The following is a 25,077-nucleotide window of genomic DNA, read 5'->3' as shown; positions in this document are numbered from 1 at the left end:
GGGTCCAACAAGTTCCGCAAGTAGGCCTGATGTCAGGCCATCGACGGCGCTGGTGACTCGTCGACGGGCTCGTCGTTTGCTTCGTCCTCGATGGCTGCCAGGTGCGCTTTCACCGCGGCGATACCCGGAAGCAACCCGCTGCAGAGTGCGGCGAGGGCATAGCCGAGGATGGGCACCCACGCCGCGATTGTCAACGCGTGCAACAGCTCCGACTGCGTATAGCGTCCAGCGGCATCGAAGAACAGCACACCGGCTACGGCGATGCCGAGTGCCCCGCCCACCTGTTGGAATGTGCCAAGCACACCCGATGCCGCGCCGGAATCCTTCTGATCGACTGTGGCCAAGGCGATATCGAGCAGTGGCACGACCATGACGGTGAGGCCGATCCCAGCGACGGCCATCGGGATCACAGTGTCCCAGCCCGAGTAACCGGTCCCGGTGGAATTGAATACGTAGATGACCCAGCCTGTGCCGATGGCCATCAGCGTGCCGCCGACGGCGGGCAGGATCCGGCCGAGTCGTGCGACCAGCGCTGCCGCAACACCGGCCGCAACGACTGCGCCGATGCTGAACGGGAGTGTAAGTGCACCGGAGGCGATAGCGGTGAAGCCGAGTCCGGTCTGCACATACAACGCAAGGATCAAGAAGAACGCATTTATCGAGCCTTGGAACAGGAACTGGATGGTGAGGCCTCCGGTGAAACCGCGGTTCGCGAACAGCCGCAGCGGCATCATTGCGCTCTCTTCGCTGTGGCGTTGTTCGTTGAAGACGAACAGCGCAAGCACCACGGGTGACAGGGCCATCAGCACGAACGACCAGATAGGCCAGCCGAGCTGGCGACCCTCCACCAACGGGTAGACGAGCAGCAAGATGCCGCCAACGGCCAGCAGGACACCGAGCGGATCCAGCGGCGACGGACGTTCCGCTTTCGAGTTGGGCACCAGGAACACCGCCGCGATCACGATGATGATCCCGATCGGGATATTGATGAAGAAGATGGCCCGCCATCCGCCACCGAGCGGGTTGTTCGTGACCAACCAACCGCCGAGCACGGGTCCGATCACCGCGGCCATCGCAGTGATGACGCCGATCACCGCGAAAATCTTCGCGCGCTCGCGTGGTTTGTACAGCACTTGGACGCTGGCGAGCACCTGCGGCACCATCAGTCCGGCGAAAAGCCCCTGCGCTACCCGGGACGCAACTAGTGTTTCGCCGTTCTGGGCTATGGAAGCCGTGAGCGACGCGATCGTGAATCCTGTTATGCCCACGATGAATACCCGCTGCCGACCGTAGCGATCGCCCAACCGACCCGACGTTATGAGTACGCCGGCGAACGCGAGTACGTAGCCGCTCACGATCCACTCGAGCTGAGACGGTGTACTGCCGAGGTCCTCCTGGATCGCGGGCAGCGCGACGTTGACGATTGTGACGTCCATGAGATCCATGAACATCGCGAAAGTGAGAACGGCCATCGCAAGGCCGCGCAAGCGTGTCATGACGGGGAGGATAGCCCCGGTGTATGACAAACAAGGTTCGGCCGCTGGCGTCCTCGCACGACCGCTACGTCCGATGGAGGGCGCCGGAATCCGGGGGACATTTTCGGTCGCTCGAGATGCCTGAGTATTTCGTCAAGGACCTGCAGGGAGGCCTCGCGGCAGTGCTGGCAGCTAGTCGTTGAAGATGGCGGGCTGAGGGGACTCGTAAGGATCGAAAATCGGGAAGACGGTGTTGATTGCCGCCGCTGCCAGCTTGACGATTTCCTCGATCAGTTCTGTCCTCGACAAATCGATGGTGCCGTTGAGCCAGTCGCTCACTGCCTGAGCAGTCCCGGACACAAGGATCAGGGCGCCCATATTCAGGCGTACGCGTTCCTTCTCCGTCACCTGGGTGTCCGCGATTGTGACGTCGATGAGCATGACGGCCATCGCATGCTCGGTCCGGCGAACCGTATCCCTCAGTTGGTCGCCGCCGAGCGTGTCCACGAAAAGGCGAGCATTGCCCGGGTCCTCGATCAGAACGGACACGACGCCGACCACCGCGTCGTGTAGCCGCCCGAGCATGCCGGTGTTCGGCGCCTGTGAAGCGGTCGCGACGGCTGCCGTCAACTGCTCGATGAGTCGCTCGACGAGGGCAACAAACAGGTCGTTTCGGGTGTGAAAGTGCTCGTAGAAATAGCGTTTCGACAAGCCTGCCCGTGAGCTGATGTCGTCGACGGTGACCGAAGCAAGGGGCCCATCCGCGAGCGCTTTGAGTCCTGCGTCGAGTAACGCGTCACGACGCTGCCGCACACGGTCAGCTGCACTAACTCCGCGGAAAGGCCGGACCACAACGACTGGATCGGTCATGCTCAATGTTGACACACAGAGTTCTCTCGCCATAGTTTCAGTAGGAACTGCCGAGTTCCTAGTTTGAACGAGATATTCGTAGCGATTGAATCAACGTGGAAGTTGGCAGGAAGTCGCACCCCTTCTAGCAGGCAGTAGGACATGGGAACAATCACTTTCGTTTCACACGACGGCGAGTCGCACGAGGCTGACATCGTCGAGGGGCAGTCGCTGATGCAGATCGCTACCAGCAACGGAGTGGCGGGCATCGATGGTGACTGCGGCGGCGAGTGCGCATGCGGGACTTGCCACGTCATCGTCGAGAGCAATTGGATGAGCTTGACCGGTAAGACGGGCGAGGACGAAGAGCAGATGCTCGAGATGACGCCCGAGCGCGAGGCGACCTCGCGACTGTCGTGCCAAATCGAGGTCACAGAGGCCATGGACGGTATGACCGTCAAACTCCCCGAATACCAGATGTAGCCCACGACCCCATTCAAGCCACAGCGAGGTTATCGAAATGATCAAAGTGTTCGGTCAGGCGAAGCGCATCAACGTGTTCGGTCAGGCGAAGAGCAAGGTCGAGACTGTCGTCCCCATCCACTTGCTGGTCCGCGGAGCTCATCTGTACAACCGAGCACGTCGCGTGGTCGACAAGAGTGAAAGATCACCGGTCTTCATCGAGGCGCCGATTCCGGATGGTGCGAACGTCAAGCTGGCGGACATCGATACGGGCAACCCGTTCCTGTATCGCCAGGGGCAGTGGCTGTCGCATTTCAAGCGACTACGTGACGACGCGCCGGTGCACTACCAACCGAAGGGTCCGTTCGGACCGTTCTGGTCGGTCACACGCTACGACGACATCCTCGCCATGGACAAGAACCACCACCTGTTCTCGGCCGAGCCGTACATCTTCATGGGCAAGCCGCCAGCAGGCTTCGACATCGAGATGTTCATCGCGATGGACCCGCCGAAGCACGACGTTCAGCGGCAAGCAGTACAGGGGGTCGTAGCACCCAAGAACCTCAAAGAGATGGAACAGCTGATCCGTTCTCGGGTGCAGGAGGTACTCGATGGGCTGCCGGTCGGCGAGTCCTTCAACTGGGTGGACCGGGTGTCGATCGAGCTGACCGGTCGCATGCTCGCGACTCTGCTGGACTACCCGTACGAAGATCGTCGAGAGCTCACAGTGATCTCCGATCTGGCTTCGGGCGTGCCCGCGGCGACGGGCGGTACGTCGGACCTCGACGAAACGTTCAACTACGCCGTCCCGCTTCTGCGCAAGGTCATGCATCTTTGGCACGACAAGGCCGCACGCATCGCAGCCGGTGAGGCTCCCGGCTTCGACCTGCTGAGCCTCATGCTGACGGACGACGAGACGAAGAACCTGATCGACCGTCCGATGGAGTTCCTCGGCAACTTCCTGCTGCTGGTAGTCGGTGGCAACGACACCACACGCAACTCGATGACCGGCGGCGTGTACGCGCTGAACAAATTCCCGGACGAATTCGTCAAGCTCAAGGCCAACCCGAAGTTGATCCCGAACATGGTCTCGGAAATCATCCGTTGGCAGACGCCGCTGGCGTACATGTGCCGCCGGGCCAAGGAAGACACCGTGCTCAACGGTCAGCACATTCGCAAAGGCGACAAGCTCGTCATGTGGTACTCCTCGGGCAACCGGGACGAGCGTCACTTCGACCGCCCGAACGAGCTCGTCATCGACCGATCCAACGCGCGCAGTCACATCGCCTTCGGCTTCGGCATTCACCGATGCATGGGTAACCGTCTCGCGGAAATGCAGTTGCGCATTCTGTGGGAGGAACTGCTCGAGCGTTTCGAAAACATCGAGGTCGTTGGGGAGCCGGAGATCGTGCAGTCCAACTTCGTTCGCGGCTACTCGAAAATGATGGTCAAGCTCACCGCGAAGCAGCCGGCCTGACCGGTGGACGGCGAGCGAGAGAAGCAACATATGGAAAGCGGCAGGGCGATCGTCATCGGCGCCAGTCATGCTGGCGCCCAACTCAGCGCAAGCCTGCGCCAAGAGGGGTGGGCAGGGGAGATCTTGGTCATCGGCGACGAGGGCGCGTTGCCCTACCACCGCCCGCCGCTGTCCAAGACCTACCTGTCGGGCAAGTCGAGCCTCGATGACTTGCTCATCCGTCCGCCAGGCTTTTACGAGAAGCAGAACATCACCTTCAGGCACGCCCGCGTCGCGGCAATCGACCGTCAGGCACGAACCGTCACGCTGAGCGACGGCGACGAAATCGGCTACGAGAAGCTCGCACTGTGTGTGGGTGCCCGCCCGCGTCTCCTTGCGATCGAGGGCGTCGAGTTGGCCGGCGTGCATTATCTGCGCGATGCCGCCGACATCGAACGGATCCGCGGTGGACTCTCCGACGCCAATCGCGTCGTCATCATCGGTGCCGGCTATATCGGCTTGGAGACCGCAGCTTCGCTACGAACGCTCGGCGGCGTCGAAGTAACAGTTCTGGAAACCGCTGAGCGCGTGCTCCAACGCGTGACCGCACCCGAAGTCTCGACCTTCTACGCGCGGGTTCATCGCGAGGAAGGTGTGGAACTGCGGACCGGAGTCACAGTCGAAGCCATCGAGGGGGACGAGCGTGTACGTGGCGTGCGCCTCGCTGACGGTGAGTTGATCGAAGCCGATCTGGTCATCGTCGGTGTCGGCGTGGTACCCAACACCGAACTCGCCGAGGCTGCAGGCCTTTCCGTGGACAACGGCATCGTGATCGACGGCGCCAGCCTGACCAGCGACCCCGACATAGTCGCAGCCGGCGACTGCGCCAGCTACTTCATTCCCCGCTACGATCGCCACCTCCGCCTCGAATCTGTACCCAACGCAGGCGAGCACGCAAAGGTGGCCGCCGCGACCATGTGCGGGAAACCGAAGACAATCTCGGCGTTGCCGTGGTTCTGGTCGGACCAGTACGAACTCAAGCTGCAGATAGCCGGACTCAACGACGGCTACGACAACGTGGTGCTCCGCGGAGATCCGGACAGTGGCCGCAGCTTCGCCTGCTTCTACTTCAAGCAGGACGAGATGATCGCGGCCGATTGCGTGAACCGGCCTAAAGAGTTCATGTTCAGCCGCCGCGTCATCAACGAGCGACTGCCCATCGATCGGAATCAGCTCGCCGATCCGGAAAGCTCCTTGAGCGAGCTACTGAAGGCACCCCAATCCGAAAGTGCATGACGCCGTTCGGTCGGTGCCCATGTTCATTTTCAGCTCCTCGGAACAGGGTTCGAGCGGGCGCGTTCGCGTCGTGAGATCGCCATGGGCGCAACGGTGCACAGCACGACAGCCGCGACGAGAACGATGGTGTGGCTGATCGCGGTCGCTTCGCCGAGTCCGGCGGGCGGGATGAAGCCGACGATGATTGCGGCTGCGGAGAACACGATGCCGATGCCGCACACCAGCCAGATTCCGGGGCGACCGCCGGGAATGCGGAACGGCCGGGGGACGTCGGGTTGAGTTCGTCGCAGTCTTAGTGCGGCGGCGAACATCATGGCGTACATAAGCACATACAGCTGGACCAGCAGGGCGCTGAGCAGCCAGAACATGCTCGAAACACTGGGCTGGAAGATGAACAGCAGGCTGATCGAGGAGCCGACCACCGCCTGGCCGATGAGAACCGGTCGAGCTGTATTGCGAGCGTTCTCAGCGGCGAGTTTGCGAGGTAGGTGCCCTTCACGCGCGGCGGTGGCCATGGCCGCCGGAGTGGCCGCCATCCACCCCGCAATCTCGCCGATCGCATCGAGGTAGATGGCGATCGCCGCGAGTGGAACGAGCCAACCGAGATGCCAGACGTGGTCGACGCCCGCGTTCATCGCCTGCACGATTCCGGAAGTGATGCTGATGTCGTCGGCCGGGACCATGATCGAAATGGCGAGGGTTGCGGGGACGATCAGTGCGGCGATCATGAGGACCGAGATGAGTGTTGCGCGCGGGTAGGTGCGTTCGGGTGTGCGGATGTCGCGGATTCGCGCGGCCATCACTTCGATGCCGGCGAAGACAAGGATTGCGGCGAGTCCGAAGGTGACGTTCGCCGGGTCCGACAAATCGGGGATGAGGTCGGCGGCTGGGCCGACGAGGTTGTTTGGCTGGTCGTCGAGGATGTAGCCGACTGCAAACGCGATCAGTAGGGCACCGGGCAGGATGGTCCCGGCAATGGTGCCCACCGTGCCGATGAGGCCAGAGCTGCGCAGTCCGAACAGGCTCAGCGCGGTGATGAGCCAGATGGTGCCGAGTACGACGGCGGCGCTGTACAGCCTGTTCTCGGCGCCATCGGTCCAGCCGAGCGACACTGCGAGCATCGCCGCGGATCCAGTTAGGACGACGGTCCAGAAGATGATGTTCTGAAGCCACTGCAGCCAGGTCGCAACGAATCCGGCGGTCGGGCCGAACGCTTCGCTGACCCACGTGTAGACACCGCCGTCGCGCTGATAGGTGGTGCCGAGTTCGCTGGCCACCAGGGCTGCGGGGACCAGGAACAGCACGATCGCGATGGCGAGATAGAAGATCGCACCGAGCCCGTAGGTCGCCAGCGGTGCCATGCCGTTGAGGCTGGTGATGATGCCGAACATCAGCATGACGACCAGGAACAGGCCGAGGGGGCGGGATGTCTTCGGCTGTGCGGCGGTCATCCTGACACCTCGATGATTTCGATCGAATTGTCCTTGCTCTCAGCGTTGGAGAGGTAGACACGGGTGCTTGCCATGGAAGCCCCTTCGATCGACGTGACAGCCACGGCAAGCGTAAGGGTGTTTGTACCCTTAGCCATGACGATTGGAGCGGGCTTTAGCGCTTCAGCCGTTCGATCCATTGTGATTGTGCGACCGCCCATCGACCGGAATGAGCTCGCTCCGAAAGCTTCCTGAGCGAGTTACAAGTCCATCGGGTTTCGAACTGCATCAACCCGGGGACAGCAAGCTAAGGCCTGTGATTGATTGGCCGTACCCCTGTGGGCCGACACACCTCGAAAGGTCGATAATGAAGTTCTCACTTCGAACGTTCGCAGCTATCGCCGGACTTCTACTGTTCTTCCTATGTGCTCCCGCTACGGCCAGTGCAGCACCCATCGATGTTTCCGGGACGGCCAGCGTCTCAGCGAACAAGGTCACATCGGTGATAGCCAACAACTCCGGCGGGCAAATCACGTGCGGGGTTGCTGGCTTTCCCGCTGGGACGGTTGATCCGAACAACTCAGCCCCGACGTTCGGCCTCACCTATACGGACGTTCCGGCTAGCGGAACAGCGCCCGTGGTGTTCGAAAACGTGCCGAACGGTACCTACGACATTCACTGGAAGTGCGTAAACGTCGGCGTCACAGAGGTATGGGCGACGTTCAACGCCCAAGACACCACGAAGACTGCTGAACCGGCCACGGTTACGGTGCCGAACAATCAAAACTGCATCTTCGGATCGGTCTGCATTTGATCCGAAAGATCGTTGTCGATTTCGGAATTCCTGTGACGAGCGAGCCGAGATCCCTCGTACCGATTCGTATCGGGGGACCGATCTAAACCGCGCCGAGGCCCCACCGATAGGTTTCGAGGTGGGGGAGCTGCGCCAACTGCGGTACTTCGTCGCGGTCGCCGACGAACGTCATTTCGGGCGCGCTGTATAACGGCTGCACGTGTCGACGCCGACGGTCAGCCAGCAGATTCAGGCGCTCGAACGCGAAGTCGGGGCACCGCTGTTCGTGCGCAGCTCCCAGGGCGTCGATCTGACCCCGATAGGGGCAGTCTTTCTCGACGGCTGTCGTGCCACCCTGACGGCCGCAGATACGGCACTGTCGACTTCCAGAACGGCCGCTCTGAACGTAGTCCGTCTCGGTGTGCTGAATGGTGCGAATCCCGTTGTACCGGAACGCATCGGCGCGATGTGCGAACGTTTGGGTGTCGAGGTCGAAGCGGTCGCAGGCAGCACAGCCGACCAGGTACTTAACGTGGTCGCCGGCGCTGTGGACATCGGCCTGCTTCGGCTGCCTGTCGAAGCGCCCGACAGTGTTGGCGTCATGGCGATCGCGTCCGAAGAATTCGGCTTCGGTCCGCAGGGTTTGGCGGGTCGCGCTGTGCCGATGCTGCAGGCGCTCGGTAGGTCACTCGCTACGGACGGCGAACGGGGTTTCCGTGTCGCGTCACTCGCGGGAGACCCGGTCAGCGAGCTTGAAATTACCCAAATCCTTGCAGTTGATATCGCACCACGCCGTTTCGGGCGCGAGGCAATGGAACTCCTTGTCGATGTGTCGTCCTCGCCGCCGGGGGAGTCGGGGCACCGCTTTCATGCGGCGGATCTCGAGCCGGCGGACGATCCCCGAGAGCGTTGAATCTTTCTGCGCGACGGTAGATTGCGTGTCATGACTGGTGCCAGGCAAACAGTGACGTCCGCCGATGGAACGCCGATCGCCTATCAGCGCGACGGGGCCGGCCCTGCTGTGATACTCGTTGGCGGCGGCCTCGACGACGGCTCGGAAAATGCCGCTCTTGCAACGGAGTTGGCGCGCGATTTCACCGTGTACAACTATTCGCGTCGGGGACGGGCCGACAGCGGAGACACGCAACCGTACGCGGTGCAGCGGGAAGTCGAGGATCTGGCGGCGCTGCTCGACGAGGCCGGCGGTTCGGCGCACGTGTTCGGTGCCTCGACCGGTGCTGCGCTCGCCCTCGAGGCCGCCGCGGCCGACCTGCCGGTGGATCGTCTCGTGGTGTACGACGTGCCGTACAGCGTGGAAGCCGAGGCGGTGGCGCGCTGGCGTGCATACCGTGCCCGTCTGGCTGAGTCGCTGAAGCAAGGGCAGATCGACGAGGCGCTCGCGGCGTTCATGCGGCTAGGGGGCGCCAGCGACGACGACCTCGCCGGCGCACGAACGGCACCGTTCTGGGACGATCTGCTCAGGCTGGCGCCGACACTCGCCTACGACGCCGCGGTCATCGGCGACGACGGGCCTCCTCCCGCGGACCGACTTGCCGGCATTCGTCAGGCAACGTTGGTGCTCACCCGATCCACCTCCGACCCGTACATGCCTGCCCTACCTGTCGAATTCTTCGAGGCCGCAGCCGATGCTGTGGCGAAGGCGCTGTCACACGTAACCAGGCGGACGATCGACGCACCTGGTCACGCGGTCGACGCAGCGTCCGTCGCCCCGCCCGTCTTGGACTTCTTCGCCGGTTGAGCGCTGTTTCTCGGTTTGCGGACCGACCAGAATGGACGGCATGGCGCACTACTGGAGCGAGTATCCGTTGGCCGAGACGGACGATCAAGTACCCGGCGAACTCCCCGCCGGTCGCTATGTCAGCGTGATCCCGAACGGCCATGGAGCGCTGACCGCTTGGGTTGCAGGACCGCACCGGTGTTTCCGAAGACCGTATCCAGCGTCCGCACATCCTCCGGTGAAGGTGACCCGCGGTCATCCGGGCAAGGAACCCGAGGAAGTGTGGTTCGAGCCCTTCACCGAGGAAGACCTCCGGATGGTGAACGACGACGTCAACTCCTACCTCGCAGAGGCGGGGGTCCGTCCGCAACCGCGAGGGTTCGAATGGAATGTGCTTGTCCCCGAAAGCATTAGAGACGGGGAAGACTTGGAACGTGCATTGCGCGCGAAGAACAATTACATCGAGCCGACGGAAGTCTTGACGGCAATCAGGCGCCTGTACGAATCCGTGGTGCGCCAAATTCCGCCAAGTTCCTGACCCAACGCAGTACGCCCGCAGGCCCTGACCAGAAACCAATCGTCGTGCATGTAGGTCAGGTTCGGTTCACTGCCCCACCCGGCCGGTGTCGTAGGCCCACATCGCAATCTCGACCCTGTTCCGGGAGCCGATCTTGGCCAGCAGGCTCGCGACGTGGGTCTTGGCGGTCGTCGAGCTGATGAACAGCTCGGCTGCGATCTCGGCGTTCGTGCGGCCGACGGCGACCAGTTTCAGCACCTGCTCCTCGCGTTGAGTGAGCGGCTCGGTCGGTTGGGTACGGCGCTTCGACGAGGCCCCCGCTGCGAGGGTCGCCAGCAGCCGTCGGGTGATGTTCGGCGCTATCAGCGCATCGCCGACGGCGGCGGCATGTACGGCCTGCACCAGCAGCTCGGGCCCGGCATCCTTGAGAAGAAATCCGCGAGCGCCTGCCCGAAGCGCGCCGTGGACGTACTCGTCCAGGTCGAAGGTCGTGATCACCACCACCGCGATCGGGTCCGGGACGTCTCGCCCTGCGAGGAGTTCGGTCACCTCGATACCGTCAATCCCGGGCATACGAATGTCGACCAGGCAGACGTCGGGGCGGAGCCGACGCGCGAGCTCGACGGCGGCTTTGCCGTCGGCGGCCTGGCCGACGACGTCGATGTCGGGCTCGGCGTCGAGGATCATCGACAGGCCGGTGCGCACCAGATCTTGGTCGTCGGCCACCAACACGCGAACCGTCATCGGGGTATCTCCGTCGGTAGCTCGGCGTCGACTGCCCACCCGCCCTCGGGCATCGGCCCAGCGCGCAGCGTGCCGCCGAGCAGCCGCACGCGCTCGGACATCCCCAGCAGCCCGAAGCCGTGGGGCGCTGGCCGTGCCGGGTCGATCCGGCCGTTGTCGGTCACCCGGATCCGCAGCCTTCCTGCGCCCTCGGCGACCCGGATCTCCACACGTGAGGCGTTTCGAGCGTGCCGCAGTGCGTTGGTCAGCGCCTCCTGCGCTATCCGGTACACGGCCGCGTCGACCTGGGGACGAAGTCCGCCCAGATCACCTGCCAACTCGACGTCGACGACGGGGTCCGGGTCGCGGCGGGCGAGGGACATCAGGTCGGCGCAGCCCGGTTGGGGGGAGTACTCCGCGGGAGCTCCGTCGCGCAGCACCCGGACCATCGCCCGCATCTCCGCCAGTGTCCGCGACGCTTCCCCTTCGATCACCGAAAGCGCCTCGAGCGCCGCTTCGGGTCGCTTCCTGGCCATCGCCCGGCCGGCCTGCGCTTGCACAGTGATCGCCGAGACGTGGTGGGCGACCGAGTCGTGCAGCTCGCGCGCGAGACCGACGCGCTCCTGGCTGCGGACCTGGTCGAGCGCGCGGCGCCAACTCTCGGCTCGGTAACGCAACGCCGCACCTCCCGCCGACGCCGCCGCCAGAACGGCGAGCCCACCGAAGAGCTCGGCCGGCCCGGTGTAGTCGGTCGTCACGCTGACAACCGTAGCGACCGCCACCACCGCCAGCCCGATCACGATCTGACGCCCTGAGCCCCAGCGGACCAGTGCGTAGACGAGAACCAGGACGTAGCTCATCGTGTACAGACCCACACCAGGGATCCCGGCCAGCTCGCTCGCCAGCCCCAACGCCGTGCCGATGCCGAAGGCCACCAGGATGCAGACCAGAGGATGGGTACGCCGCCACAGCAGTACCGACGCAAGTCCGACTGTCACGATCGTCACGACCGGCCGCCAGGTGACGTCCTCGCGGAGAATTCCTTCGAGCAGCGCCATCACCATCACAGCGCCGACCAGTACTCGGTCGCGCCACGTCTGTTCGTGCGCGTCGGCGGCGCGGGGCTCGTCCCATAGCGAGCGCAGGGCGGAAGGGATCACGCACCAAGCGTAGGGACTGCCGAGGCATCGCAGATCCTCCAGAAGAACGAGACGCCGACCATCCCATCGGCCTAGGTGGGTCCGACCTCGAAGCCGATGTGGCGGAGGCCCGGTCGCGGCGAGGATTCCGGTCATGATCACTGTTCACCACCTGACCAAGAGCTATCGCGGCGTGACCGCCGTCGACGACGTCTCGTTCACAGCACGACCCGGCCGCGTCACCGGCTTCCTCGGCCCAAACGGCGCAGGCAAGTCGACCACGATGCGGATCATGGTCGGCCTGAGCGCGGCCACCTCCGGCCACGTCGAGGTCCTCGGCGGCCGGTACGCCGACCTGCCGAACCCGGGCATCGAGATCGGGGTACTCCTCGATGCTTCGGCCCAGCACGCCGGCCGGACCGGCCGCGAGGTGCTCACAATCGCGGCCCGCACCATGGGGTTGCCGACCAGCCGGGTGCCCGAGATGTTGCGTCGGGTGTCGCTGACGGAGAAGGAGGGCGACGGCAGGATCCGCAACTACTCCCTCGGCATGCGGCAGCGCCTCGGCATCGCGACCGCTCTCATCGGCGACCCCGCCGTCCTGGTCCTCGACGAGCCTGCCAACGGCCTCGACCCCGCCGGCATCCGATGGATGCGAGACCTGTTGCGCGACTTCGCCGACCAGGGTGGCACGGTGCTGTTGTCTTCACACCTACTGCACGAGATCGAGGTGATCGCCGACGACCTGGTCGTGATCGGGAACGGCCGGATTGTCGCTGAGGGGACCAAGCGGGATCTGCTGTCGACTGCCGGGACCGTCGTCTCGTCCGCGGACAACACCCGGCTCGCCGCCGCCCTCGCGGACGCCGGCATCGGCGCCTCATCCTCGGGCGGAGGCTCGCTCCACACCCATGCCGAACCGCACCACGTCGGCCGGGTCGCCCTCGTGGCCGGAATCGCCCTGACCGAACTGCGCCCCGCGGACGGCGCTGGTCTGGAGGAGATGTTCCTCGAGCTCACCGCGGAATCCCAGCGCGACAACACCGTTCCCGAAGGAGGGGCAGCAGCATGATTACTCAGACCACACGGACCACCCAGACCACACCGATCGCCGCCCGCGTCGTACATCCGATCCCGACCACCCGGATCATCGGCGTCGAGCTGCGCAAGATGTTCGACACGCGCTCGGGCTTCTGGCTGCTCATGAGCATCGGCGTCTTCTCGGTCGCGGCGGCGACAGTCGCCATCGTCTTCGTGCCCGAAACCGCGTTCAGCTACGAGACCTTCGCTAGCGCGCTCGGCTTCCCGATGACTTTGATCCTTCCCATGATCGCGATCCTCGCGGTCACCAGCGAGTGGAGTCAGCGCAGCGGACTGACGACGTTCACTCTCGTACCGAGCCGGGGGCGGGTCATCGGAGCCAAGGCGATCGCGACCATGACCGTCGGGTTCGTCTCGATGCTGGTGGCGTTCACGATCGGAGCCATAGGCAACGTGGTCGGATCCGCGATCGTCGGGGTCGACACTGTGTGGGACATCGGACTGGCTCACGCGGCTCAGATCGTCCTGGGCAACTTGTTGGGGATGGCCATCGGTTTCACACTGGGCGTGGCGCTGCGCAACTCCGCAGCCGCCATTGTGGGCTACTTCGTGCTGTCGTTCGTCCTCTCCGGCATCCTGTTGCTCCTGGCCCAGGTGAGGGAATCGTTCACTGACCTCCAGCCCTGGATCGACTGGAACTACTCGCAGATCGAACTGTTCGAGGGTCAGATCTCATCGGCACACGAGTGGGTCCAGATCGGATCGACCACGATGATCTGGATCGTCATCCCGCTCACCATGGGACTGGTGCTGCTGCGCCGCTCCGAAGTCAAATAACCCGTTCCATTCAACCCAGTAGTCGCAACTCCATTCAACCCAGTAGTCGCAACCGAATTTTCCTTCACATTGTTTGCGATTCGTGGTCCCGCCACCATGCGACGACGTACATGGTCATCGCTGCGACGAGGCCGATCAGCGCCCAGATCGTTACCGATCGGTCGATCCAACTGCCTGGTGGGGGAGCGCCGGGAAGCGCGTTTCGCAGCTGGACTTCGGCGAAGAGCATGATCGCGAACCAGCCCGTGAGCGGTGCGAGGAACGGACGGCGTCCGCGCACGGTGTTGATCGCGACGAACAGCCCGAGTGCCGGCAGCGCCACGAGGATGGACACGAGCATGATGTCGTAGGCCAACGTGCTCGGTGCGCGGGCCAGGGTGATCTTGTAGCGGAATCCGGTTGTCACGGCCGAATCTGTTGTCGCAGTTTGGGTTACGTCCCAGCCGTAGATGGTGTTCGAGATTCGTGCCGATGCGGCGATCGGTTCACGACCGGTTGCCGTTTCGCTCCATACGTCGACGGTCAACCTTTCACTGACGTACCGGTCGAACGGCCACGCCGCCAGATCGCCGTCGGTCGCCATGTTGGTCGAAAGCGTCGAAGGATGGTGACCGGCTGGAAAGACGATGTCGCCGGGTGTTGTGTCGGGATTCAGTGCGACGACCACGGCGTCGCGTAGTCGGCCTCGGTCGTCGAGCAGCTCGAACCCCGGCACGAGCGTGACCGTCACCGCGATCGATTGAACTTCAGGTTGGATCTGCTGCACCACTACATCGACAACGGTCGATTCACGAGCAGCATCGATGGACAGTTGCCGCTGCGTTCCGAATGCGACATCGAACGCGCTGGCGAACAGCACGGCGCAATACACGGCAATGAGGGACACCGCAATCAAGGGGACGCGGAATCGCCGGACGAACGGCCCACGCTCCGGCATGAGCACCCCTTCGTTCCGCCGCTGCTACCGGCCTTTATTCAACGCTCGCTTGCGTTGTGGCGCGAGCGATTCACTCAAGTGGTCATGGCCAGTGGGGGATTGAGCGTTCGACGCACTCGAACGGCATGCGGATGTCGAGATCCCCGCCCCGGCTCCGTCTCAGGATCGAATCGGCAAAACGACTGGAGGATGGATCCCATGGCACACATTCAACGTTTCGACCACGTCGGTATCACCGTCGCAGACCTCGATGCTGCAACGGCGTTCTTTGTCAGGCTTGGCCTCGAGGTGGAGGGCACCGGATCCGTGGAGGGCGAGTTCGTGGAGACCGTCTGTGGCATTCCCGGCGCGCGCTGTGAGATCGCGATGCTGCGCCCGCCCAACGGAGGGTCCGGGCTGGAGCTCTCGAGTTTCATGAAGCCCGACCACGTGCCAGGGTCGCCAACGGCGATGGCCAACGAACTTGGGCTGCGCAACGTTTCATTCGAAGTCGCGAATCTTCAAGCGGCCGTCGACGCGGTGGCTGCGGACGGGTACGGGCTCATCGGCGGCATCGGGGAGTACGAGAACAGTGTTCGGATGGCTTACGTGCGCGGACCCGAGGGGATCATCGTGTCGCTATTCGAACAGATCGGCTGATCGCGCATTGGCGCGGGAGGTTTGCTATTACCGGTCGACAGTGTGACGCTTGACACTCCAACTTAAGAACAGAGGACCGACATGGCCACCAAGGCGCTTCTAGTTCGACTCGAAGCTAAACCCGGCAAAGAAGATGCGGTCGTGGAATTCCTCTTATCTGCGCTCCCGCTCGTCGAGCAGGAGCCCGGCACGAAGCCCTGGTTCGCGGTTCGGTTCGGCCCGTCGACGTTCGGCATCATCGACGCATTTCCAGACCAAGCCGCCCGCGAAACACATCTAAATGGACCAGTCGGCAAGGCCCTCGGCGAACGTGCCGATGAACTCTTTGCGGCGCCGCCCGAAATCAGCGAGCTCGACGTGCTCGCCAATAAGCTCTAGGTAGTCAGGTGTGGGGAGTGGCCATTTGATCCATCTCGATGGATCAAGTGGCCACTTACCTTTCGTTTGCACTACAAAGATGTCTGCAAGTCCCGAAAGACGTTGTTGCAGTTGATGAAACATCCTACGCGCAGTCCACTTTGCCGTGATATTGTCGGCAAGGACTTTCATTGGTCCGAACGGTTCTTCAAGCGGTTCGGCTCCCGGCGGCCTTATGCGGAGTGAGTGGTCCGGATCACCGGATACCACTTTTCGCCAACAGGCTCCCCGGCAAGATTCCAACTCCACGACACAACCGGCGTGATCCGCATGTAAGTACCCGGACCGACCATTCCCACACGCTCAAAGGGCTGCTCAGCCACGCCGTCGATGCGAAGACCGCGCGCGACGAACGGATCGAATGAGAGCAGGTCGTCAAACACCAAGCCCACCTGCTCGTTACCGGCGGCCACGTTCTTGAACTTCCGCGTCCCTGTCACGTCGGGGCCGCCGACCCAGAAGTACTCGCCGTCATACTCGACTGCTACCGGGACAACGTCAGGCTGCCCACTAGCGCCGACCGTCGCCAATCTGCCCATCGGCTGAGACCGCAGAAACTGGACTTCGTCCTCAGAAAACGCCACCAGTCGAGCCTCCCATAATCACGGTAGAAGGGTGCACCGTTGACCACCAGCCCGCAGGCGGCACCCGCAAGCCAAAATCAACAATCAGAGCATCTGCTTCCAACATTCCGAATCTGGTCGCACGGTGAAATCTGTTGGAATAGAGCAGCTTTAGGCAATACTTTGTCCCTGCGTGTTCAATCTCTGCGTATTCATCGGATCGACGCAGGAGCGAAGCGGTAGTCAACAACCGCTTTCGACGGCCCATGTTGTTTTCGTCCGGTTGCTTGCTCGTAGGGTGCGCGGCGCGTTCAAACCAAAGCCCGAGTCGTGCGCGGGTCGTCCTACATGGATGGCCAGGAGGAGGGCCGCGTTTCGGTAGGTACACAATCCGCAGTCGTTTAGTTGACATAATGTCGATTATCGGCACAATATCTGCCTTGCAGTTCGCCGACCCGTGTCGTTCGATGAGTTGTCCGATCCGGGAAATGTTGGCAGCGTTCAGGTTTACGTGTTGAGAGTTGTCCGACCGCTTCACCGTGAAAGTTGTCCGATCTGTAGCGACATCCGGTACTAGATGAGCGCTGCCTGCGGCGTCGAGTCCGATCGACTATTCGACTCAGCCCTCGTCGACTCAGTCCTATTCAATGCAGCCCGGTCGCCGACTCCCTGCGAACTGGACTCCAAAACGTCACGTGACGTTTTGCAGCCAGGCTCCTGGAGTGCGTCTTTAACGCCGATCACATTCGAATTGGACAATCCTTGTTTGAAACAACCAGTGAACGGCCACTATTGGTGCAGGGGGTTCGAAGCTTTGTCCTGATGCCCCCGACTTAACGGGAGGGACTTCTATGCGTTTGATTGCTCGTACCGCGCTCGTCACTGCAGCTGCGATTCCACTGGCTGTCGGGTTACCAGGAAGCGCCGGCGCAGCTGGACAGGCCGACGTCAGTTACGTCTTCACGGCGAACGCGTCGTCGGTGACGAACACCATCACGAACAATTCCGGGTCGGCACTAACCTGCTTGACGGCGTTGGCTCCGGCTCCCGGCGGTGTCCTGCCGCCAGTCGAGGATGTTCTGCGGAACGGTCAACAGCTGGGTTCCTCTGGCGAGATTCAGCCGGGTGTCACTGGGCAGACTGTGGCCGACATTCCCGACGGCCCGTACGTTGTGCTGGCCACTTGCTCCCGTAGCGACACCGACCCCGCTATGTGGGTGTCCGACTACCCGGGGATCGAACCAACTCTTGCGCAGTTCCCGATGCCGGGGTTCACAGTGCAGGAGGCGTCTCGCGTCTTCACGTTCCCAGCTGGTCCGACTGGACAGGTACCGGGATCTTTGCCCGACCTGAGTTCTCTGTTCGGTAGCGGCAGCGCCAACTAGGTCATCCGCCGGTCAACCGGCATGAACAGCTGAGGCCGCCAACCCCTGGTGGTTTGGCGGCCTCGGTGTGTGTCCATGTCAGCGGATTTCGAGCCGTGCTTCGCGCGCGCGGGGGTCCGCATTCGACTTTATGGATTGGACGGAACCTGCTTTGATCCGCGATCCGGAGGGAGCGGAATTCACCGCCAGTCAATTCACTCCGCCACCGCCGTGACAGCGCTAGCATCGACCGATGAAACGCCTGATTCGTCTGAGTCGCTTTGCGAAATTGGCAGTGGCTGTGGCCATCTGCGTTCCGATGGCCGCGTGCTCGTCGTCGTCTGATTCGTCGGCGGACGAGTCGAGCACCGAGTCCACGTCTTCGGTTCCGGCCGTCGTTACTCCAGTGATTGCCTCCGTCATCGCCGCGCCGGTCGCGGTGCTGGCGACCGACAAGAAGATCCACATGGCCTACGAACTGATGTTGACCAACGTCCTGACGTCGCCGACGACGATTCGGTCGGTCAAGGCGACGGCGGGCGACCGAACACTCTTCGATCTCTATGGGGACAAGCTGACCCTGCCGTGGATGAAGGTGCTCGGCGCGAAAGAACCCGGGGCAGTCCTGGGACCGGGACAGTCGGCGCTGGTCTGGATCGACGCCACGGTTGACACTCGCGCCGATGTGCCCGACACGATCTCGCACGCCGTCGACATCGAAGTCGCCGAACCAAGCCCGCCCCTGATCCCCCAGACGCTGGTTGAGAACGTCGCGACGACGAAGGTCGACAAGAACGAACCGATCGTGATCAAGCCACCGCTGGACGGGGCCCATTGGCTCGACGGCGACAGCTGCTGCGAAGTCGGCGGACACCGCGGCGCCGCTAATCCGATAAATGGCCAGCTCTTCGTGGCCGAACGATTCGCCATCGACTACGTGCAGCTGACCAACGACGGGTTGTTGTACACGGGCGACAAGACGAAGACCTCTAGCTACGCATACTTCGGCGCCAACGTGCACGCCGTCGCGGACGGCAAAGTTGTTGCGGTGGTGAACAATCTGCCAGAACAGACTCCGAGTATCGGAGCGACAGGGTTGCGCATCGACGAATACGGCGGCAACCACGTCGTGCAGGACATCGGCAACGGCCACTACGCGTTCTACGCACACCTGCAAGAGAAGGACGGGGTGAAAGTGAAGGTCGGTGACGACCTGAAAGCTGGGCAGGTCATCGGGTTGCTCTGCAACACCGGCAACTCCGACGCCCCGCACTTGCATTTCCACGTAATGGACGGTCCCGACCCGCTCGCAGCGAATGGACTTCCCTTCGAATTCGACTCGTTCGAACTGGAAGGGCGCATTATTTCCAACGACAACACACAAGCACTGTTGGACGCCGGGGCGAAGGCCGAGTACGCGCCCAACGTCGATACCGGGCAGCGAACGAACGAGAGTCCGTTGATCCGCGACATCATGGGCTACAAGGTGTCGAGCTAGACCGCGGCGACCGCCCGCCGTGCCGCTCTTCCGTGGCTTGTCAGTGCAGAACCTTCAACCCCACGACCCCGCCGACGATGAGTAGCAGCAATACGATCTTCATCCACGAGATCGACTCTTCGCCGGTGGCCATCGCGTATGTCACGGTCAGCACCGCACCGATACCGACCCACACCGCGTAGGCCGTTCCGAGCGGAAGGCTCTTCATCGCATAGGCCAAACCGGCCATGCTGACGATGAGACCGACGGCGAAGACGGTCGACGGCACCAGGCGGGTGAATCCCTCGGATTTACCCAGCGCCGTGGCCCATACAGCCTCGAATACGCCGGAAACAATCAACACCAGCCACGCCATGACGAACTCCCAAGCACCGTCTTGTCGCTGGTCGGGTACGGTGCGCTCGTCCGAGTGTCTGATCGACGACTACAAGCTTAGCAAATCTAAGAATCGGTCGGCCGGCTCGTTTTGGAGGCGTCCGTGTCAGCCCTGCGGTATCGGCGTCGGGGTTAGCTCGTTACCCGGTCCTACCACCGCGCAGTTGCTTCCTGGCATCGCTCCGGCGAAGCGCTCGGTGAGGAACTGCGCGGCCTGCGCTTGGAACGGGGCGAACGCCTGGCCGTGGCTCAGTCCGGTGTACTGGGCATAGGTGACGGCGACGCCTCGATCGCAGTAATCGCGCGCGAGGCCTTCGACGTCCTTCGTGATCATCACCGAGTCTCCCGTACCGTCGGAATCGCCGACACCCAGCAGCATCGGTACCGCGGGCGTGCCGGCACTGCCCATGATGTTGTCGTCTATCGCGGAAACGACTGCCGGGATCTGGAGCAGCGACGTGTACGGCGGCGCCAGCATTTCGGTGTCGGTCAGACCCGGGTATTCCGAAGCGAACGCGTTGATGCAGTTGGTCTCGACCGCGTTCACGATCTGCTTGCCCTTCGCCGACAGAAACGCATCGGTATCGATGCCGTAGCTGCGTTTGTAGGCGACGATCAGTGCCGGGATGACGCCCGCCCAGTCCTTGGACCCACTGACATACGGCAGGTTGTGTGCCAGGTCGACGGGCAGTCCACCTGCCGCTGCGCCGACGATATTGAGCTCCGGCGCGTACTGCGGCGCAACTTCGGCACCCCACTGCGTCGGCACCGATCCCCCGGAATAGCCGATCAACCCGACAGGCGTCGACGCTGGTAGTCCGAGCACGGCTTCTGCTGCTCGGATGCCATCGAGCGCGGCATACGCCGACTGCCGTCCGATGGTCCACTCGAGGTCTTCGCCCTCGTAGTCGGGGACGACGACGCTGTAGCCGGCGGCCATGTAGCCGGTGATCACGGCCTGCTCGACGGTCGCAGTGGTGCTGTCCCCATGCCCGCTCAGCGTGTAGGAGGGATCGCACTCCGCGCCGAGACCGTCGTAGGCGGTGTGAAACGAGATCAGTTTTGCTGGCCCGGGAACGAGTGGCCGCAACACAGTCGCCACGGTCACCACCGCGTCGCCCTGCTCGTCGGTGGTGCGGTAGAGCACCTGTGTGCTCGTGATCGGGGTCGGCAGGTTCGGCGCGCCGTATGCCGAGGGCCGCGTCCGCAAGACCCCGCCCGGTGCAGTCTCGGCGAGCGAGTCCGCATAGTCGTAGAACGGGTCGGCCGAAGGCGGCGGCTGGCCCGGTGCGGCTGAGGCAGTGCCGGTTCCGACGAACGTTCCAGCCAGCGCGATCGCCGCGACTGTCGCAAACCGGCGGTAGGCGGACGCGGAAGCAAGACCAATCATGAACGTGACGCCTTTGCTCTTGGTTCGAATCAACGGGGTCAACCGGCTACATACTCCGCCAGATGCTTGCCGGTAAGAGTCTTCCGCTTGGCGACCAGGTCTGCGGGCGTTCCCTCGAAAACGATTCGGCCACCGTCGTGTCCGGCACCGGGACCGAGGTCGATGATCCAGTCCGCGTGGGCCATGACCGCTTGGTGATGCTCGATCACGATGACCGACTTTCCGGAGTCGACGAGCCGATCTAGCAGACCGAGTAGCTGTTCCACATCGGCCAGATGCAGACCCGTGGTCGGCTCGTCGAGGACGTAGACCCCACCCTTTTCCGACATACGAGTTGCCAACTTGAGCCGCTGGCGTTCGCCGCCGGACAACGTGGTGAGGGGCTGACCGAGGCTGACGTAACCGAGTCCGACGTCGGCGAGCCTGTGCAGGATGGCGTGCGCGGCCGGGATCCGCGACTCCCCCGTCTCGAAGAACTGCTCTGCTTCGGTGACCGGCATGGCGAGCACTTCGCTGATGTCGCGACCGCCGAACTTGTAGTCGAGAACCTCGGCCATAAACCGTTTGCCTTCGCACACTTCGCAAGTGGTGGCGACGCCGGCCATCATGGCGAGGTCGGAGTAGATGACGCCGTTGCCGTTGCAGTTGGGGCAGGCGCCCTCGGAGTTGGAGCTGAACAGCGCCGGCTTCACACCGTTCGCCTTCGCGAATGCCTTGCGGATCGGTTCGAGTAGACCGGTGTAGGTCGCTGGGTTGCTGCGCCGAGAGCCCTTGATCGGGGCCTGGTCGACGGATACAACGCCGTCCTGATTCGACACCGAGCCTTTGATGAGAGAACTCTTGCCCGATCCGGCGACACCGGTGACGACGACAAGGACGCCGAGAGGGACGTCGACGTCGACCTTCTGCAGATTGTGGGCGTCGGCACCACGAATCTTCAAAGCGCCGGACGGCTTTCGGACCGATTCCTTCAAAGCTGCCCGGTCGTCGAGGTGCTTGCCGGTGAGCGTGTCACTGGCGCGCAGGCCTTCCAGCGAACCCTCGAACACGACCTCACCACCCGCGGTACCGGCACCTGGACCGAGGTCGACGACGTGGTCGGCGATCGCGATCGCTTCCGGTTTGTGCTCGACGACCAAAACGGTGTTGCCTTTGTCCCGCAGTTGCAGCAGCAGTTCGTTCATCCGCTGGATATCGTGGGGATGCAGTCCGATCGTCGGTTCGTCGAAGACGTACGTCACGTCTGTCAGCGCCGAACCCAGGTGTCGAATCATCTTGGTGCGCTGGGCTTCTCCCCCGGACAACGTGCCGGACGACCGCTCGAGCGACAGGTAGCCGAGCCCGATCTCCACAAACGAGTCGAGTGTCTTCTGCAGGGTTGTCAGCAGTGGTCCGACCGATGGTTCGTCGAGCCCACGCACCCATTCGGCGAGATCGCTGATCTGCATCGAGCAGGCATCGGCGATGTTGATCTTGTTGATCTTCGATGATCGAGCGGCTTCGCTCAGCCGGGTACCGCCGCATTCGGGGCAGGCCGCGAAGGTGATCGCCTTTTCGACGAACGCCCGGATGTGCGGCTGCAGCGCATCGATGTCCTTGGACAGGAACGACTTCTGGATCTGCGGAATCAATCCCGTGTAGGTCAGGTTGATGCCCTCGACCTTGATCTTGGTCGGTTCCTTGTAGAGCAGATCGTTGAGTTCGCGCTTGTTGAACTTGTTGATCGGCTTGTCGGGGTCGAACCAGCCGCAACCACGGAAGATGCGGCCGTACCAACCCTCCATGCTGTAGCCGGGGATCGTGATGGCAGATTCGTTGAGCGACTTCGTGCCGTCGTAGAGCGCGGTCAAATCGAAGTCGGACACAGAGCCACGGCCCTCACACCGAGGGCACATGCCGCCGGTGATGCTGAAGGTCCGCTTTTCCTTGACCTGTCGCCCGTCCTTCTCGATGGTCACCGCTCCTGCGCCGCTGATCGAGGCGACGTTGAACGAAAACGCTTGGGGCGAGCCGATATGCGGCTTACCGATTCGACTGAACAGGATCCGGAGCATCGCGTTGGCGTCGGTCGCGGTGCCGACCGTCGACCTCGGGTCACCACCCATCCGCTGCTGATCGACGATGATCGCGGTAGTGAGACCCTCCAGCACGTCGACCTCGGGGCGTGCAAGTGTCGGCATGAAGCCTTGGACGAACGCGCTGTAGGTCTCGTTGATCATGCGCTGCGATTCAGCAGCGATCGTGGCGAACACGAGCGAACTCTTGCCGGAGCCGGAGACACCGGTGAACACCGTCAGCCGTCGTTTGGGCAGTTCGATGCTGACGTCCTTGAGGTTGTTCGCACGCGCGCCGACTACGCGAATCAGATCGTGGGTATCGGCGGCGTGCTGCACAGGCGTCTCTGTGTTTTTCCTCGTGGCCATGCTCTTGGTGTCTCCATCTGTCCGCGGGTCGGCTCGAGTTGTCGGTGAAGGGAGGTTCAGCGAAGTTCCTGCAGGCGAACCATATTGCCCGCCGGATCGCGGAACGCGCAGTCCCGTACACCGTACGGCTGGTCGGTCGGCTCCTGGACGACTTCGGCGTCACTTGCCTGCAATTGTTCGAAGGAGCCGTCCAGATCCTTGGTGGCAAGAAGGATGCTGCCGTAGCTCCCTTTTGCCATCATCTCGGTGATGGTGCGGCGCTCGTCGTCGGTGAGGCCGGGCGTCGCGGCAGGTGGATACAGGACGATCGACGTACCCGGCTGACCGGCTGGACCGACAGTGATCCAGCGCATCCCGTTGTAGCCGACATCGTTCCGGACTTCGAATCCGAGGGTGTCGCGGTAGAAGGCGAGGGCGGCCTCGGGGTCGTCCTGTGGAAGGAAGCTTGCGTTGATTGTGATGTCCATGGCGATCAGGTTATTGCGTCCCCGTGGCGTGCGCTTCTCGATTCCTGATCGGTCTGGTCACCTGTTTCGCAACGCACGACGGCATGCCTTCGGTGGTGCGTTCCTGTTGCGTGCGATAGACACTGGGCGGCACCCCGACCAACTCGGTGAAGCGGGTACTGAAGGTCCCCAGCGACGAGCAACCCACCGCGAAGCAGACTTCGGTCACGCTGAGATCGCCTCGACGCAGCAGTGCCATGGCTCGCTCGATTCGCCGCGTCATCAGGTAGCTGTAGGGCGATTCGCCGTACGCGAGCCGGAACTGACGACTGAGATGGCCGGCCGAGATGTGCGCGTCTTTGGCGAGCGCCTCGACGTCGAGTGGCTGCGCATATTCGCGGTCGATTCGGTCGCGGACCCGACGTAACCGCGCGAGGTCGCGAAGATTCTGCGAATCGTCCGCTTTACTGGTCACCGACTGATCGTCCCACGTCGTATCGGGTCACGCCGTCGCGGCATCGGCTGCCTGGGGACCGAGGATCTGGCGTTCGAACTCGGCGACGACGTTGCGGTGATACATCGCGAGCAGGTCGTCGAACAGGCTGAATTCCGATTTCGACGGTTCGGCTCCCCTGGCCCAGACACTGCACAACGCTCGCCACACGATGACGTGTACGTCGGGGGAAACCGCGAAAGCGGCGCGAGTCGCTTCGGGAACCTGGAGAAGGATGCGGGCGATCGAGTTGAAGATCGCCAGATGAACCGTGTTGCCGGTCGCGGTCAGCAGCGTGCGAACGAGGTCTGTTTCGGCCTCGAGAAATTCTGTGAGGTCCGCAGGCTCACTGCGCGCAATCGTTTCGAGGCCGGCTATTCGCTCTTCGAGTCGAGGCACCTCGTCGATCGGGGCACTCTCGGTGAAGGCAAGCAGTGCTGAGGTCAAAATCGACCGTTCCACCTCGATGATGTCCTCGAAACACGCGATGGTGACGTCGGGGTCGCCCATCGACAGTTCGAAGACACGGCTGTACATATCCATACCGCCGGTCAATCGAACGTCCCTGACGACGAACCCTTTTCCGCGACGCGCATCGACGAAGCCCATCGTTGCGAGCCTGCCGAGGATCAGGGCAGCGGTCGCTCGGTTCACCTCGAACTCGGTCGCGACAGTCCGGACGGACGGCATCAGATCGCCCGGAGCGTACTGGCCGCACGCAATTCGCCGCGCCAGCGTCTCCGCAACATCGGAGACTACCGAGTGGTGTTCCACGA

General features: G+C 62.9%; 26 protein-coding genes and 1 riboswitch. Of the genes, 13 read left to right on the top strand and 13 right to left on the bottom strand.

All coding sequences use genetic code 11. From position 1 onward, the window contains the following. Window positions 1-32: 32 nt before the first annotated feature. Entirely contained in the window at window positions 33-1,496 is a 1,464-nt protein-coding gene (locus JGU71_RS02620) for an MFS transporter (protein ID WP_199701670.1), read from the bottom strand. A gap of 171 nt (window positions 1,497-1,667) precedes the next feature. Further along, window positions 1,668-2,345 carry a TetR/AcrR family transcriptional regulator gene (locus JGU71_RS02615; RefSeq protein ID WP_199701668.1) on the bottom strand — a complete coding sequence of 226 codons (678 nt, stop codon included), beginning with the start codon at window positions 2,343-2,345 and terminating at the stop codon, window positions 1,668-1,670. A gap of 141 nt (window positions 2,346-2,486) precedes the next feature. On the opposite strand from JGU71_RS02615, the gene JGU71_RS02610 reads away from it, so the two are divergent. From JGU71_RS02610 to JGU71_RS02600, 3 genes are all read left to right on the top strand, one after another. Further along, window positions 2,487-2,807, top strand: coding sequence for a 2Fe-2S iron-sulfur cluster-binding protein (locus JGU71_RS02610; protein WP_199701666.1), 321 nt, complete (start codon window positions 2,487-2,489; stop codon window positions 2,805-2,807). Between the two features lie 67 nt (window positions 2,808-2,874). Next, the gene (locus tag JGU71_RS02605; protein WP_372433094.1) at window positions 2,875-4,263 is read left to right on the top strand and encodes a cytochrome P450; all 1,389 of its coding nucleotides are present in this window, start codon (window positions 2,875-2,877) and stop codon (window positions 4,261-4,263) included. Window positions 4,264-4,293: 30 nt separating this feature from the next. Then, window positions 4,294-5,538, top strand: coding sequence for an NAD(P)/FAD-dependent oxidoreductase (locus tag JGU71_RS02600; RefSeq protein WP_199701663.1), 1,245 nt, complete (start codon window positions 4,294-4,296; stop codon window positions 5,536-5,538). Window positions 5,539-5,567: 29 nt separating this feature from the next. Here the strand turns inward: JGU71_RS02600 and JGU71_RS02595 are convergent, their stop codons facing one another. Continuing rightward, complete coding sequence (locus tag JGU71_RS02595; protein WP_199701657.1) at window positions 5,568-6,989, bottom strand: amino acid permease; 1,422 nt, start codon at window positions 6,987-6,989, stop codon at window positions 5,568-5,570. A 481-nt stretch (window positions 6,990-7,470) separates the two neighbouring features. On the opposite strand from JGU71_RS02595, the gene JGU71_RS02590 reads away from it, so the two are divergent. The 4 genes from JGU71_RS02590 to JGU71_RS02575 all read left to right on the top strand — a co-directional run bounded on the left by JGU71_RS02590 (window position 7,471) and on the right by JGU71_RS02575 (window position 10,037). Next, window positions 7,471-7,782, top strand: a complete 312-nt coding sequence (locus tag JGU71_RS02590) for a hypothetical protein (RefSeq protein WP_199701655.1) — start codon at window positions 7,471-7,473, stop codon at window positions 7,780-7,782. A 199-nt stretch (window positions 7,783-7,981) separates the two neighbouring features. Beyond that, window positions 7,982-8,674 (top strand): LysR family transcriptional regulator, encoded by a 693-nt coding sequence (locus tag JGU71_RS02585; protein WP_233528578.1) that lies wholly within the window; start codon window positions 7,982-7,984, stop codon window positions 8,672-8,674. A gap of 30 nt (window positions 8,675-8,704) precedes the next feature. Next, the gene (locus JGU71_RS02580; protein WP_199701653.1) at window positions 8,705-9,520 is read left to right on the top strand and encodes an alpha/beta fold hydrolase; all 816 of its coding nucleotides are present in this window, start codon (window positions 8,705-8,707) and stop codon (window positions 9,518-9,520) included. 40 nt (window positions 9,521-9,560) lie between these two features. After that, window positions 9,561-10,037 carry a DUF5956 family protein gene (locus tag JGU71_RS02575; RefSeq protein ID WP_199701651.1) on the top strand — a complete coding sequence of 159 codons (477 nt, stop codon included), beginning with the start codon at window positions 9,561-9,563 and terminating at the stop codon, window positions 10,035-10,037. A 66-nt stretch (window positions 10,038-10,103) separates the two neighbouring features. Here the strand turns inward: JGU71_RS02575 and JGU71_RS02570 are convergent, their stop codons facing one another. Further along, the gene (locus JGU71_RS02570) at window positions 10,104-10,760 is read right to left on the bottom strand and encodes a response regulator (protein WP_199701649.1); all 657 of its coding nucleotides are present in this window, start codon (window positions 10,758-10,760) and stop codon (window positions 10,104-10,106) included. Continuing rightward, entirely contained in the window at window positions 10,757-11,899 is a 1,143-nt protein-coding gene (locus JGU71_RS02565; RefSeq protein ID WP_307829465.1) for a sensor histidine kinase, read from the bottom strand. The genes JGU71_RS02570 and JGU71_RS02565 overlap by 4 nt, the downstream gene beginning before the upstream one ends. 133 nt (window positions 11,900-12,032) lie before the next feature. On the opposite strand from JGU71_RS02565, the gene JGU71_RS02560 reads away from it, so the two are divergent. Together JGU71_RS02560 and JGU71_RS02555 are read left to right on the top strand one after the other, a co-directional pair. Next, window positions 12,033-12,950 carry an ABC transporter ATP-binding protein gene (locus JGU71_RS02560; RefSeq protein WP_199701647.1) on the top strand — a complete coding sequence of 306 codons (918 nt, stop codon included), beginning with the start codon at window positions 12,033-12,035 and terminating at the stop codon, window positions 12,948-12,950. Continuing rightward, the gene (locus JGU71_RS02555; RefSeq protein WP_199701636.1) at window positions 12,947-13,756 is read left to right on the top strand and encodes an ABC transporter permease; all 810 of its coding nucleotides are present in this window, start codon (window positions 12,947-12,949) and stop codon (window positions 13,754-13,756) included. Before JGU71_RS02560 ends, JGU71_RS02555 begins: the two co-directional genes overlap by 4 nt. Window positions 13,757-13,820: 64 nt before the next feature. Here JGU71_RS02555 and JGU71_RS02550 read toward each other — a convergent pair whose 3' ends face one another. Then, a complete protein-coding gene (locus tag JGU71_RS02550) occupies window positions 13,821-14,693 on the bottom strand; it encodes a DUF4436 family protein (protein ID WP_199701634.1) in 873 nt (290 codons plus the stop codon). A 198-nt stretch (window positions 14,694-14,891) separates the two neighbouring features. On the opposite strand from JGU71_RS02550, the gene JGU71_RS02545 reads away from it, so the two are divergent. After that, window positions 14,892-15,332, top strand: a complete 441-nt coding sequence (locus tag JGU71_RS02545) for a VOC family protein (protein WP_199701632.1) — start codon at window positions 14,892-14,894, stop codon at window positions 15,330-15,332. Window positions 15,333-15,413: 81 nt separating this feature from the next. Next, window positions 15,414-15,710, top strand: coding sequence for a putative quinol monooxygenase (locus JGU71_RS02540; RefSeq protein WP_199701631.1), 297 nt, complete (start codon window positions 15,414-15,416; stop codon window positions 15,708-15,710). Window positions 15,711-15,922: 212 nt separating this feature from the next. Here the strand turns inward: JGU71_RS02540 and JGU71_RS02535 are convergent, their stop codons facing one another. Next, a complete protein-coding gene (locus JGU71_RS02535) occupies window positions 15,923-16,333 on the bottom strand; it encodes a PPOX class F420-dependent oxidoreductase (protein WP_199701630.1) in 411 nt (136 codons plus the stop codon). A gap of 830 nt (window positions 16,334-17,163) precedes the next feature. Here JGU71_RS02535 and JGU71_RS02530 point away from each other — a divergent pair. Together JGU71_RS02530 and JGU71_RS02525 are read left to right on the top strand one after the other, a co-directional pair. Further along, window positions 17,164-17,697 carry a hypothetical protein gene (locus JGU71_RS02530; protein ID WP_199701628.1) on the top strand — a complete coding sequence of 178 codons (534 nt, stop codon included), beginning with the start codon at window positions 17,164-17,166 and terminating at the stop codon, window positions 17,695-17,697. A 232-nt stretch (window positions 17,698-17,929) separates the two neighbouring features. Then, window positions 17,930-19,174 carry a M23 family metallopeptidase gene (locus JGU71_RS02525; RefSeq protein ID WP_233528577.1) on the top strand — a complete coding sequence of 415 codons (1,245 nt, stop codon included), beginning with the start codon at window positions 17,930-17,932 and terminating at the stop codon, window positions 19,172-19,174. 40 nt (window positions 19,175-19,214) lie between these two features. On the opposite strand, the gene JGU71_RS02520 is transcribed toward JGU71_RS02525, so the two are convergent. The 6 genes from JGU71_RS02520 to JGU71_RS02495 form a co-directional block, all read right to left on the bottom strand. Then, the gene (locus JGU71_RS02520; RefSeq protein ID WP_199701626.1) at window positions 19,215-19,529 is read right to left on the bottom strand and encodes a DMT family transporter; all 315 of its coding nucleotides are present in this window, start codon (window positions 19,527-19,529) and stop codon (window positions 19,215-19,217) included. A gap of 10 nt (window positions 19,530-19,539) precedes the next feature. Next, a riboswitch (guanidine-III (ykkC-III) riboswitch) is annotated at window positions 19,540-19,601 on the bottom strand. A gap of 54 nt (window positions 19,602-19,655) precedes the next feature. After that, a complete protein-coding gene (locus tag JGU71_RS02515; RefSeq protein WP_199701624.1) occupies window positions 19,656-20,939 on the bottom strand; it encodes a lipase family protein in 1,284 nt (427 codons plus the stop codon). Between the two features lie 38 nt (window positions 20,940-20,977). After that, window positions 20,978-23,362: an ATP-binding cassette domain-containing protein gene (locus JGU71_RS02510; RefSeq protein WP_199701622.1), complete on the bottom strand. Its 2,385-nt coding sequence runs from the start codon at window positions 23,360-23,362 to the stop codon at window positions 20,978-20,980. A gap of 56 nt (window positions 23,363-23,418) precedes the next feature. Then, on the bottom strand, window positions 23,419-23,829 hold the full coding sequence (locus JGU71_RS02505) for a VOC family protein (protein WP_199701620.1): 411 nt from the start codon (window positions 23,827-23,829) through the stop codon (window positions 23,419-23,421). Window positions 23,830-23,839: 10 nt separating this feature from the next. Continuing rightward, window positions 23,840-24,283 (bottom strand): helix-turn-helix transcriptional regulator, encoded by a 444-nt coding sequence (locus JGU71_RS02500; protein ID WP_199701618.1) that lies wholly within the window; start codon window positions 24,281-24,283, stop codon window positions 23,840-23,842. Window positions 24,284-24,310: 27 nt separating this feature from the next. Next, entirely contained in the window at window positions 24,311-25,075 is a 765-nt protein-coding gene (locus JGU71_RS02495) for a FadR/GntR family transcriptional regulator (RefSeq protein ID WP_199701616.1), read from the bottom strand. Between the last annotated feature and the right edge of the window lie 2 nt (window positions 25,076-25,077).

This window comes from Antrihabitans stalagmiti (assembly GCF_016482825.1).
Classification (GTDB): domain Bacteria; phylum Actinomycetota; class Actinomycetes; order Mycobacteriales; family Mycobacteriaceae; genus Antrihabitans; species Antrihabitans stalagmiti.
The sequence above is the reverse complement of the archived record's forward strand: the minus strand, read 5'-3'. Positions and strand labels throughout refer to the sequence as shown.